The 13,232-nt window shown below is 45.2% G+C and carries 9 protein-coding genes; 8 read left to right on the top strand and 1 reads right to left on the bottom strand.

The window, feature by feature from the left end; all coding sequences use genetic code 11:
• Positions 1–2 precede the first annotated feature (2 nt).
• Positions 3–692, top strand: a complete 690-nt coding sequence (locus MD535_RS22060) for an aldehyde dehydrogenase family protein (RefSeq protein ID WP_265677248.1) — start codon at positions 3–5, stop codon at positions 690–692.
• Positions 693–775: 83 nt separating this feature from the next.
• Positions 776–2,269, top strand: a complete 1,494-nt coding sequence (gene putP, locus MD535_RS22055; protein ID WP_265677247.1) for a sodium/proline symporter PutP — start codon at positions 776–778, stop codon at positions 2,267–2,269.
• A gap of 100 nt (positions 2,270–2,369) precedes the next feature.
• On the opposite strand, the gene MD535_RS22050 is transcribed toward putP, so the two are convergent.
• A complete protein-coding gene (locus MD535_RS22050) occupies positions 2,370–3,089 on the bottom strand; it encodes a TetR/AcrR family transcriptional regulator (RefSeq protein ID WP_313897284.1) in 720 nt (239 codons plus the stop codon).
• A gap of 244 nt (positions 3,090–3,333) precedes the next feature.
• Between MD535_RS22050 and MD535_RS22045 the strand changes: the two genes are divergently transcribed.
• The 6 genes from MD535_RS22045 to MD535_RS22020 all read left to right on the top strand — a co-directional run.
• Complete coding sequence (locus tag MD535_RS22045) at positions 3,334–4,407, top strand: efflux RND transporter periplasmic adaptor subunit (RefSeq protein ID WP_265677245.1); 1,074 nt, start codon at positions 3,334–3,336, stop codon at positions 4,405–4,407.
• Positions 4,407–5,471, top strand: a complete 1,065-nt coding sequence (locus MD535_RS22040; protein WP_265677244.1) for an efflux RND transporter periplasmic adaptor subunit — start codon at positions 4,407–4,409, stop codon at positions 5,469–5,471. Before MD535_RS22045 ends, MD535_RS22040 begins: the two co-directional genes overlap by 1 nt.
• Positions 5,468–8,524 (top strand): efflux RND transporter permease subunit, encoded by a 3,057-nt coding sequence (locus MD535_RS22035; RefSeq protein ID WP_265677243.1) that lies wholly within the window; start codon positions 5,468–5,470, stop codon positions 8,522–8,524. The genes MD535_RS22040 and MD535_RS22035 overlap by 4 nt, the downstream gene beginning before the upstream one ends.
• 339 nt (positions 8,525–8,863) lie before the next feature.
• Positions 8,864–9,097 (top strand): hypothetical protein, encoded by a 234-nt coding sequence (locus MD535_RS22030; RefSeq protein WP_265677242.1) that lies wholly within the window; start codon positions 8,864–8,866, stop codon positions 9,095–9,097.
• Positions 9,098–9,267: 170 nt separating this feature from the next.
• Complete coding sequence (locus MD535_RS22025) at positions 9,268–9,759, top strand: Lrp/AsnC family transcriptional regulator (RefSeq protein ID WP_265677241.1); 492 nt, start codon at positions 9,268–9,270, stop codon at positions 9,757–9,759.
• A gap of 299 nt (positions 9,760–10,058) precedes the next feature.
• The coding region (locus tag MD535_RS22020) for a VCBS domain-containing protein (protein WP_265677239.1) at positions 10,059–13,232 on the top strand (3,174 nt) is incomplete at its 3' end.

The following is a 13,232-nucleotide window of genomic DNA, read 5'->3' as shown; positions in this document are numbered from 1 at the left end:
TCATGGTCAATAACACAACAATTTTCTCTGATGTTTTTAGTGCTTGGGAGCAATGGAACATCACTGAGTTTGCCGAGCAGCGAGAGTGCGTACTGTCACTGCAACGTAATATGAATGAAGTGAATGGGACGTTAGCGAGTGTCATGGCGTACCACATCCAGCAGGCGAATGTACTATTGGGCGCGCCTCATTTAATGCCGGGACCAACGGGTGAAACCAATGAGCTCTATGCGGCGGGTCGTGGTGTGGTGCTTATTATTGTTGAAAGCGAAGATGCACAAGCGAGTATTGCGGCCATTGCTCAGATCACAGCCGCGTTAATTGCAGGTAATGGCGTTATTGTTAGCTCAAACAATACGACCTTTAATCAACTTTTAGTTTCGGCGGTTGAGCGTTCTCAATTGCCATCACAGCTTGTTCATATCGTTCCTTTAGAAGAAGCCAATGCCTTTATCGACTTAGATGTTCGAGTCGTAGGATTGGTCGGCTCTGAAGACACGTTATGGCAGGTCAATCATCAATTGGCAAGTCGTACTAGTGCGATTGGTTTGTTGGTGTCTGAAACGGATCTGACGTCAATGCCAACGTCACACGATCCAAACTTAGTATTGAAGTTCATTACAGAAAGAACCCGAACGATCAATATTACAGCAGTGGGGGGGAACGCTACCTTGTTAGAACTCGGTAGTTAAACGGTATTTTTGCTAATGCCCCCTATCAGCCTTCACTTTGACTATTCAGAGTGAAGGCTGAATTCTAGGATGAGGAAATAATAATGATTCAAAATAGCTTTGCTATTACCACAACTTTTATCGCGTATTTAGCGATGATGCTTGCCATTGGTGTGATTGCCTATAAGCGCACATCAAACTCAAGTGACTACTTTTTGGGCGGACGTTCATTAGGACCATGGCCTGCGGCTTTGTCGGCAGGTGCGTCTGACATGAGTGGCTGGCTATTGCTGGGTCTGCCAGGTTACGCTTATGCCGCTGGTATTGAAGCATTCTGGCTAGCTGGTGGCTTGCTGTTAGGCACATGGCTGAACTGGCTACTGTGTGCTAAACGCCTTCGTACTTACAGTATTACTACTGACGCGCTAACCTTACCGGAATATTTTTCTCGTCGTTTTAATGACAACTCGAAAATGATTCAGGTAATTTCTGCGTTCTTTATTTTGCTTTTCTTCCTTTTCTATACCAGCTCTGGTTTAGTGGCGGGCGGTAAACTGTTTGAGACGGTCTTTGGTTTGGACTACACCACAGCGGTCATTATTGGCACGGTATGTGTTGTGTCTTATACGCTATTTGGTGGCTTCCTTGCGGTGTCTTGGACGGATCTAGTACAGGGCCTGCTCATGGCTGCGGCGTTAATGATTGTCCCAGTTGCTGCGATGCAAGGTGGATTTGGGCAAGTAGTCAGCGATCTTAGAGCGATCAATCCTGAACTACTTACCCTATGGAACGACACCAAAGGTCAGCCGTTATCTGCAATCGCAATTATTTCGCTTGTGGCTTGGGGTCTGGGTTACTTTGGTCAACCACACATTCTTGCCCGTTTTAAAGCGACACGCAGTAATAAAGACTTAACAACGGCTCGTCGTATTGCTGTGGTGTGGTCGGCTCTGTCTATGGTCGGTGCAATGCTGGTTGGTGTGATTGGCCTGCTGTATGTGACAAATTCGGGTGGGGATGTGCTCGCTGATGGTGAAAAAATCTTCATGCTGCTAGTGAACGCGATGTTCCACCCTGTGATTGCCGGTATCTTACTAGCGGCTATTTTGGCTGCCATCATGAGTACAGCCGATTCTCAGTTATTGGTGTCATCTTCAGCACTAGCGGAAGATTTCTACAAGCAAGTGATCAATAAAGAAGCCACTTCAGAGCAAGTGGTTACGGTTGGTCGTGTTGGGGTTGTGGTTATCTCGATTGTTGCTTTGGTGCTAGCCATGACGCCAGATAGCTCGGTTCTTGGTCTTGTCTCTTATGCATGGGCAGGTTTCGGTGCAGCGTTTGGCCCTGCAGTACTGCTAAGCCTGTATTGGGCGGGTATGAACCGTAATGGTGCGATTGCCGGTATTTTGGTTGGTGGTATTACCATCGTGGTTTGGAAACAAATCACCGGTGGCATCTTCGACGTTTATGAAATTGTTCCAGGATTTATCTTGTCAGCAATCGCCATCGTCGTAGTGAGTGCGCTAACAGGTGGTCCTTCGAAAGACGTACAAGATCAACATGATGTCTTTGAAAAGAACTTAGTTGAACTAGACTAACCGTTCTTTCTACAAAAAGGCTCCTACTCATCGCAGAATGAGAGGAGCCTTTTTTGATCGTATCTAGTGTATTGATGTGGGAGTTCTAAACCAACAACGCTTAAAGTGGGGTTTCTTTCCAGCCACATTCTACTTTGTGTACTAGGTCTTCCAATTTACTCGGCGTGAGACGATCGGCCGCAGCGATGTCAAACCGGCAGGCGACTTGATTTTCAAACATCGACCAGTGCTTCACCAAACATGCATCCAAATCTTGGGTTTCTTCAGCCCATGTCGCTTTAAGCATGGGTAGCATGCAGGCGGCGCCGTGGGCGTACATCATCATCTGCCATTTTAACTCAACCATGTTGAGCGGTGTTTCAGAATGGCTGACGTTATAAGCATCGACTAACTTATTGACAACACTCTCAATTTCTCCATGACTATCGATAAAATAGTCGAAGAACTCATTTTCTTGTCGCATGGCGTCAGCAATGAGCTGGATTGGCTGTCTTATGACGATGATATGGGCCAGCATTTCGACGGAAAAGCGGTAAAGCTTAACGTTGGCAGGCGTATTTTCTGGTAGTTCATCGAGTAGATGTAGGATGTATTTTTGCATATAGGCGTGCAAATGGTCACTGATGCAATACCAAATTTTCTCTTTGCTGCCAAAGTGGTGACGAATTAGGCTATGTGACACCCCAGCCTTTTCACTGATGTTGCGAATAGACACGCGTTCATATCCTAATTCACAGAACATTTCTGCGGCAACGGTCATGATTAAATTCTTTGTCTCTTCCGCCGCCATGGCACTACGACGCCCTTTTTTCTTCTCCACTCGATACCTTTTTTATTTTCGATGTACTGGTATAGGGTACTGCACTTTCCTGTTCACCGACAAGGTGTTCATAAATGAGCGCTGATGATTAATGAGCGTGGGTGACGATGCTCATATAACCAAAGTGAATGATACTGCGATAAAAAATTATACTATACGACTGTGCAGTAACTGTTGATCTGATGTAAATTATACATATACTGCACAACTGTAAAGTATAATTACAATATCAGAGATAAATACTATGAACACTTATCGTCTATTCAAACGAAGTGCCTTGATTGCGTTACCTGTATTGGCAGCCATGAGTCTGTCGGGATGTAACCAAGCTCAATCTGAAATCCATGAACCGGTCATTAAGCCTGTTAAGGTGCTTGAGGTTCCAGCGCTAAACTTTGCTCCAATCAATAGTTATTTAGCGCAAGTTGATGCAACCGATCGCGCACAGTTATCGTTCCAAGTAGGCGGTCAAGTGGCGTCAATTGATGTCAAAATGGGCGAGTCGGTGAAAGCGGGAGAAATTCTTGCAACACTGGATCCTACCGATTACCAAGTCGCGCTAGACGCTCGTCAGGCAGAGTTTGACTTGGCGAATTCACAGCTCAAACGAGCACAGCAACTGGTCGAGAAAAAGCTGATTAGCGCCGATAGATTTGATCAGCAAGAAACTCAATATAAGGCGGCGGAAGCGGCACTTGAGCAAGCCAAATCTGATCTTGGCTATACCCAGATTATTGCTCCGTTTGATGGTGTTGTTTCAATGACTTACCACAAAGCGTACGAGGTGGTTGGAGAAAAACAGCCAATCCTCAATTTAATCAGTAGTGATGAGTTGGATGTCACGTTTTCAATTCCCGTTCCTGTTGTGAAATCGATGTCATTTGATGAACTGCAGCAGCAGAGATTCTTTGTAACGTTAGACAGTCACCGTAATCAACAGATTGAAGCCTCATTTCGTGAAATTGCGATGCAGCCGGATGTAGATACCAACAGTTATACGGCGTCGGTTTCGATACGCAAGCCAGTAAATATTAATATTTTATCCGGGATGTCTGGACAGGTTCATATTCAAAGTGAACTCACTCACCGTGCTATATCGCTTCCTAAAAGTGCCTGGATAACGCAACAAGAGGGTGAAGGCCAAGTTTGGATATTTGAACCTGCGACGCAAGAGGTCCACCAAATTAAATTGGTGCTTAATGAGCTGGGTGAAATTACCGCAGGCCTTCAACATGGTGATCAGGTTGTGATCGCTGGCGCTGGAAATTTGATGGAAGGTCAGCAAGTTAAACTATGGACTCGCGAGGGTGGCATCTAATGAGAAAGGTATTTTTCATTACACTGGGTTTAGCGTTACTTGCGCTACAAGGCTGCAACTCCGATGTGACGACACGCAATGCCGCGGAGACAATGGTGGCGTCTTTCCATGTCTCTCAACCAGTGTCGAAGCAGTTTCGGGAGTTTCGTGGTCAAGTTGTGACGGCAGAGCAAACCAATCTGGCTTTTCGTATTCGTGGTGAAATATCTCACCTTCTCGTTAAACCCGGTCAATCCGTTAAGAAAGGACAGGTTGTTGCTAAATTAGATGATAAAAAACTGCAGCAACAATATCGAGATGCTCAAGCTCAATTTGAATTGGCGACGAAGCAACTGCGTCGGGGGGCCGAATTGTTTGCTAAAGATATGATTTCCAATTCTGAACTTGATGAGTTGACGTCAAATAAGCAGTTAGCCAAAGCGAAGTATCAGAACATGCAGCATCAGCTGCAATACACCAGCTTACGAGCGCCTTTTACTGGCGTTGTAGCGGATGTATTGAAAGAGCGCTTTGAAAATACCAGCCCGGGTGAAACCATCGTGTCCGTGTACCAGGCTGACAAAGTCTACGTGAAAATAAGTCTCTCTGATTACATCTTGGCGTCTATTACGCCAGACGCTCAACGCAATAACTATCAACCGTTGGCTTTTTTCCCCGACCGAGACAATGGCTTTACGATGCAATATCTAGAGCACTCGAGTGAGCCCGATGCACAGTCTCGAGCCTATGAGCTTTGGCTGCAAATGCCGCAACCTAAACAAACCATATTGCCTGGCGCAAGCGTGAGTGTGCATGTTGACATGGTGGCCGCTGGCTTGAGTTCAATTCAAGGTTATCAATTGCCGATGACGGCACTTGAGCCTGGCACGTCTGCTTCTGAGTTTTATGTGTGGAAGCACATTGATGGCAAGGCAATGCGCAGTTTGGTGCATGTGGATCAGGTTAATAGCTTTGGTGTCATTGTCGATTCGGGCGTGATGGAAGGGGATGTATTGATTATTTCGAGTTTGAGAAAGCTTCGTGATGGTGAGTTAGTGACGCTTAAAGGGAGTGAAGAGAAATGAGTCTTACGGAATATTCAATTAAGAACCGAGTGATTAGCTGGCTTTTCATCGTTATTTTAACCGTCGGTGGTATCACATCGTTTATGGATCTGGGGCGTCTTGAAGACCCGGCATTTACGATTAAAGATGCCATGATTATTTCTACCTACCCAGGCGCCACGTCAACGGAAGTTGAAGAAGAACTGACGTATCCATTAGAGAAACAGATTCGACAGTTGCCATACATCGATAATATTAAGTCAACATCCTCAGACGGAATGTCGCAAATCATGGTCAGTATGCGGATGGATTATGGCCCAGATGAGCTGCCACAAATTTGGGATGAAATGCGCCGCAAGATTAACGATTTAAAGCCGAACTTGCCAAGTGGTGTGAACTCGGTGCAAATCATTGATGACTTTGGCGATGTGTTCGGCGTGATGATTATGTTGACGGGAGACGGCTATGATTACGTAGAGCTTAAACGTTATGCGGATTATTTAAGCCGAGAAATCGAGCTTGTTGATGGCGTGGGTAAAGTCGCGATTTCTGGTGATCAGCAAGAAATGTTGTTTGTTGAGCTTTCACTTAATCGCTTGTCGGCGCTTAACCTTGACATGAACACCGTAGCGGGATTGCTTAATCAACAAAACAGCGTTCAGTCTGCTGGGGAAATCATGATTAATGGTGACAACCTAGCCATTCGTCCGAACGGGAGCCTTAACTCAGTAGAATCGCTGGAAAACCTCATTATTCATGGCCGAGATACCGGCAATTTGATTCGATTAAAAGACGTCGCAAAGATATCGAAAGGTATCCAAGAAAAGCCATCAAACGTGATTACCTTTAATGGTAAACCTGCGATTAATTTAGCAATTTCGTTTACATCTGGGGTGAACGTTGTAGACGTTGGTCACGTGATTGATACGAAATTGAGCGAGCTTGAGAATATTAAACCAGCGGGCGTAAATTTAGATTATTTTTACAACCAATCGACGGAAGTCGATAAATCGGTAAAAGATTTTGTCGTCAGTTTGGCGCAAGCCGTGGCCATTGTCATTGTTGTACTACTGTTTGCCATGGGGGTACGCAGCGGTCTGATTATTGGAATCGTATTGCTCTTGACGGTATTTGGTACTTTCATTTTGATGAGTATTAATAATATCGAACTGCATCGAATTTCCCTTGGCGCTTTGATTATTGCTTTGGGGATGCTGGTGGATAACGCCATCGTTGTGGTCGAGGGGATACTAGTTGGGTTAAAACAGGGCAAAACGAAAACAGAAGCAGCGAAAGCGATAGCCAAGCAAACGCAGTGGCCACTACTCGGCGCAACCGTTATTGCTATTACCGCATTTGCACCGATTGGGCTTTCTCAAGATGCAACGGGTGAGTTTATGGGCTCATTGTTTTGGGTGCTCTGCTTTTCACTATTTTTAAGTTGGATTACAGCACTGACACTAACGCCTTTTCTAGCAAGCCTAATGCTTAAAGAGGAGACTGTCATGGTCGGCTCAGAGCCGGTAGAACCGTATAAAGGTATTTTATTTACCGTATTTCGTTGGTCATTGGAGCTGGCGTTAAAACTGCGTTGGTTGACCGTTATAGGAATGGTCGCGTTACTTATTTCTGCTGTTATGGCGTTTGGCATGGTGAAACAGTCGTTTTTCCCAGCCTCCAATACGCCTATGTTTTTTGTTGATATGTGGATGCCAGAAGGCACGGATATCAGACAAACATTGAAGCAAACTGAAAAAGTGGAAGCCTATATTCGATCGCAAGAAGATGTGAATTTTGTGTCGACATCGGTTGGGCAAGGCTTACAGCGATTCATGTTGACCTATCAACCAGAAAAGAGCTATGAAGCGTATGCTCAGCTGCAGGTTCGAGCCACGAATCGCGACGATATGTTTACGTTATTGGACAAGCTGGATCAAACCCTATCGAGTGAGTTTACCGCGCCATCGTTCCAGCTGCGTTTAATGGAATTTGGACCTTCTCCTGCTTCCAAAATAGAAGCGAGAATCATCGGGCCCGATCCACAAATATTGCGTGATGTTGCCGTTCAAGTTGAAGATATTCTTCTCGCTGATTCAGGGGCGCGTAATATTCGTCATGACTGGCGAGAGCGCACGAAAGAACTCGTGCCTCAATTTAACGAATCAAAAGCTCGTCGGCTTGGTATTTCAAAAGAAGATCTCTCGAATACCTTACAGTTAGCGTTTGGTGGCAACGCCATTGGTGTGTTTCGAGATGGTACGCAGCGCCTGCCGATTGTTACCCGTTTGACGGAAGAAGAACGGGTGGATTATTCGTCCCTACAAAATATCTCTATCTGGAGTCCGATGCTTCAGACGTACGTTCCGGTTGAGCAGGTGGTGGATAATGTCACGTTAGATTGGAGCGAGCCTTTGATTCAACGTCGTGATAGAAAGCGTACGCTTACCGTTCTTGCTGATCATGACGTATTGGGTGATGAAACGGCGGCGACATTGTTTGCTCGTATTCAACCACAAGTTGAAGCCATTGTGCTGCCAGAAGGTTATTCATTAGAATGGGGCGGCGAATACGAGTCATCAAAAGATGCGCAAGAAGGCATGTTTAAATCTCTACCTATGGGTTACTTACTGATGTTTATCATCACGATGTTGCTATTTAACTCATTTAAGAAGCCACTGGTGATTTGGTTGACCGTGCCATTATCCATTATTGGTGTGGCATTTGGTTTACTGCTTTCTGGGATGCCGTTTAGTTTCACAGCATTACTGGGTTTGTTAAGTCTAAGCGGAATGATCCTAAAAAATGGGATCGTCTTGATGGATCAAATAAATTTGGAGTTAGCAACGGGTAAGGATCCGTATCAGGCCATCATCGATAGCGCGGTAAGTCGCGTGCGGCCAGTGAGTATGGCTGCTCTAACGACCATATTAGGTATGATCCCATTAGTCTTTGATGCATTTTTTGGTTCAATGGCAGTGACGATCATGGCTGGGCTTGGTTTTGCGACCATATTGACATTGATTGTTGTCCCAGTGCTTTTTGCCATTTTCTTCAACATTAAGCCGATTCAGTAAAATTGATGATGTATTAATATTGTCTGGATTCCAAAGCCCGCATGTCGCGGGCTTTTTTATGTTCTCAGATCATACATGATGGGCGGTTAGCTGTTTTCTTTGCTATTTAGCGCGTGAATGATTCAGAATCCGACACCGCACTTGGTCGTCTATCTCGAGAGTTGAGCGTTGAGATCGGGCAATATGTAAGTAAGTTTCGGCATCTTGATCAAAAATTCGCAAATAAATGACATGAATTTTGAATGTATGCCTCATTTTCTGCAATGATCGTTTTCTATACACGCTGACCTTGAACACAATATGGTCAGCAAATGATCAGACTTCTAGGAGAACAGCAAAATGCCAACGAACTACTGTGCGGCGTGCAAAAAGAAAACGGCACATAAAGCGGTGATGAAACGTAGCCCAAATGACAGTGCCTCTATCTTACAAAGTTTTCAGCAGCTGATGTCACAACTAGTGAATGGCAGTGGATATTACAAATTGGAACGTCGCATTATTTGCCGAGTATGCAACCAAGAAAATCAGGTGGAAGCTAAACCTGTGATGAACCAACAAGCTAACCTTGCGTAGCGTTAACGGCTAAGGTATTTGTAAAATCAATCATACTTTTGCGACTATCTGCGTTTGTCAAAAATAAGCGTAGTTAAATTGGATTAGTCGCAGAGTGTGATCCGTGGTGTTTTTAACCTGCTAGCATTTGATTTACAATCAAGTAACAATTACTTACTTGAGATGTTATCGTGGCTCAGCTTGCTTTAGATAAAATTGATTTAGAAATACTTAGGATATTGACCCTCAAAGGTCGTATGCCGATCGTGGAATTGGCAAAGCAAGTCAATCTCACTACCTCCCCATGCTCCGACCGTGTAAAGCGACTTGAAAAAGAAGGCTTTATCCAGGGGTATCATGCTGAATTGAACCCCGAGAAATTAGGGTTGGATGTCCAAGTTTTTATCCATATTCGTCTCGATCAGACCAGTTTCTCTATTTTTGATAAATTCGCTAAAGCTGTAGATTTAATGCCTGAAATAGAAGAATGCTATTCTCTTTCTGGTGACTTCGACACCATGATTAAAGTGCGAACAAAAGATATGAAATCCTATCAATCCTTTATGTCGACTAAGCTGGGAACGCTGCCCGGTGTCATTCAAACACGCAGTGAAGTGGTGATTGAAGAACATAAAACAGGTTTTGGTGTTAACCCAGAATTACTTGATACGCTCAATACATAGTCCATACAAATCCATACCTCTCTCCGCTTGTAATTATTAGGACGCGATCTTTTTTTCCGCCTATCGCTACTCAGTATTTCTTTTTTGAGAATCCTATAAGAAAGCCTGACTCTTTGATTCATATTTGTAACTAAATCTGGTATTTAAGGTTATATATATTAGAAATGACATTCGATCTACCTATACTAACTAACATGTAGTTCGACATGGGCAAATCGTTGTTTTTCAGCTGATTAATTGCTTTGTTATTGATTGTCCGATGATCTCTTGTCCGAGAGTTTGGTGTAAAGGAGCGCGCTATGGGTTTTGCGGTATTTTTGGGGCTTGCAAGTGTTACGGGAACCTTAGTTCTTGATAAAAAAGGTCAGCTAAAGGTCTTGGCCGAGGGGGTTGAACCTCAGCCTGGTGAAGCGGTTCTGTCAGTCGTCGACGGTCAAGATTCTAGTGAGCTTGCTGGCATTGATGTCATCGGAGAAAATGGGCAAGTTGTTAAATCAACGCGGTTGAACTCATCGGATAATCAAGAGATTGCGGATATTATTTCGCAAATTGAAACGGGCCAAGATCCAACCCAAAATGAAGACCAAGCCACTGCGGCAGGCGACGCTGTCAGTTCAAGTATTTCTGAGGCAACAACGGTAGAAGCAACTCAAGAGCAAGTTTTAGCGGCAACCTTTTTTGAAACTACTGGACTGAATAGTCAAGACCTCAACCAACCTCAAACTGATACGTTACTCGATATTCTCGCAAACTCCGCACCTGTTACCGTTTTTGATGCTCGTAATTTTGACGAAGAATCACTAGATGGCGATCTAAATCTAAGCTTTCCCACTGATGCTAACAATGACACGTTAACGCTTATTATTACCGAGCTACCTAAGCTTGGTGTGCTCACCCTTGCCGATGGCACACCAGTAAAAGTGGGTCAAGTGCTCACTGAAACTGAGTTCGAATCCCTTCAATATGATGCGCCCCAAGAATACACTTCCGGCGATGACGCGGGTCAGATTTTATATACCGTGGACGATGGACGAGGTGCCGAAAACTCAGTTCAGACGGGCGGTGTTCTACTGACAATCAACCCAATCAACGATATCCCCGATATTATCGATGTAGGCTCTGCTGATGTTGTGGAAGCGGGCAGTTTGGATGACGGCACTAATGTCGATGGTCTTGCGACAGCCGAAGGTCAAATTATAGCAACCGACGATGATACCGATGCTGTGCTTACGTATGGTGTCCAAGACGCGAGTAACGAATACGGCACATTAACGGTTGATGAGTTGACGGGTGAATGGCTGTTTACCTTAGACAATAGTGCTCCTGCAACACAAGCCCTTAAAGAAGGGGATTCTGTTGATACAACCTTCACCATTACGGTTACTGATGATAAAGGCGCGCAGGTTACTCAAACGCTGCCTATCACTATTGAAGGTACAAATGACGTGCCAACGTTTGGTGCGAGTGGCGATACAACGGGAATGGTCACTGAATCTGGTGATGGTGCAGCAAGTAATTCAGTCGCGACGGGTACTTTAGTCGCGACGGATGTCGATGCCGATGCGATATTAGATTATCAAGTTATCGATGGCATTACTGATTTTGGAGAAATGACGTTTGATGGTGAAGGTAAATGGACGTTTACCCTCGATAATGAATCGAATGCGACTCAAGCGTTAACGGAAGGCGAAACCAAGCAACTGGATTTTGTCGTCACGGTTACTGACGAGTTTGGCGCGGTAAGCCGAGAAGTCGTCTCGATTACGATTACAGGCACCAATGATACGCCTGTTATTGATGATTTGACCGGGACAAAGGGGCTAGTGACTGAGGCTGGTCATTTAGATGATGGCACGGTGGTCACTGGAACTTCGACAGCGAGTGACACCATTAACGCATCAGACGTTGACGGTACCGTTACGTTTACCTACCAAGGACAAAGTGATTTTGGCTCTTTTGAAATAGATGCTCAAACTGGAGTTTGGAGTTTTCAGCTCGACAATGCTTCTGCTTATACCCAAGCATTGCGTGAGGGACAAGAAACCTCTGTGGTGTTTGATGTTATTGCGACGGATGAAGTCGGTGCGTCAGTCACCCAACCCGTGACAATTACGATTGTTGGCACCAATGATCAGCCCACCATTTTATCAAGTAGTGATTTACAAGGTTCCGTGACAGAGTCCGGCCATCTTGATGATGGCACGTTGGTGGATGGCGTTGCTACCGCGACAGGTACGCTTGTTGGCTCGGACGTAGATGCCAGTGCAAATCTGACATTCTTTATTGAAGATGGCAGTAGCGACTATGGTTCGATGACGGTTGACCCTGATGGTGCATGGGTATTTACGTTAGATAACGATACCGCCCAATCTCAGGCTCTCAAAGAGGGTGAGGTGCATAACGAGACCTTCACCGTAACGGTGCGTGACGAGTTTGGCGCCGTGAATACGGAAACAATCACGGTCGCTATCACAGGCACCAACGATCAGCCAGTATTTACCTCCAGTAGCACGTTTACTGGTGAAGTGACAGAAGCCGGTCATAATGATGACGGAACCGAAGTCGCCGGAACCCCGACTGCGTCAGGGACTCTATTTGGCTCTGACGTTGATAGCGATGCATTGCTAACGTTTTCAACCGATGATGGCAGCAGTGATTACGGTGACCTCAGCGTGGCTTCTGATGGTACGTGGTTATTCACACTCAATAATGATTCAGTACAGACTCAAGCCTTAAAAGAAGGACAGAAGCAAGACGTTAACTTTTCGGTCAAAGTCACCGATGAGTTTGGTGCGGTGAATACCGAAACAGTCACCATTACCATTACGGGTACGAATGATGTTCCAGTGATTGAAGATTCCAGTGTCGTAACTGGGTCTGTCATCGAAGCGGGTGATGACAATGTTTCTGGTGTTGATATTGCCACGGGTAACATTGTTGCAACTGACGTTGATGCGGACTCAGTAGCCAGTTTCTCATACAGCGGTGATAGTGACTTTGGGACGTTTGTGATTGATCCCGTGTCTGGCAACTGGACATTTACACTAGATAACGATTCTGATGCGACTCAAGCCTTGAAAGACGGACAAGTTCAGGACGTTACTTATACGGTTAGCGTGACGGATGATAAAGGAGCCGTCACTAGCCAAGACGTCGTGATTACGATTACGGGTAGCAATGATTCAGCAACCATCGTCAGTGGTGAATCTGCGGAACTCACCGAAGACGTTGCGGTTGTGGGCAATAATCTAACTGCGACTGAGCAACTGATTATCAGCGACGAAGACGCGGGTGAAAACGTCTTTAATGCAGGCGCGGGGACGTCTGTGGGCACCACGTTAGGTAGCCTGTCTATTCTTGCTGACGGTACCTGGACCTACACCATCGATAACACCTTAACGCAGGTGCAAGCCCTCGATGTGGGTGACACCTTCGTTGAGTCCTTTATTGTGACCTCTGCTGACGGTACAGAG

It is taken from the genome of Vibrio qingdaonensis, from assembly GCF_026191675.1.
GTDB lineage: Bacteria > Pseudomonadota > Gammaproteobacteria > Enterobacterales > Vibrionaceae > Vibrio > Vibrio qingdaonensis.
Note: the sequence above shows the minus strand (reverse complement) of the source record. Positions and strands in the feature narration are given on the sequence as shown.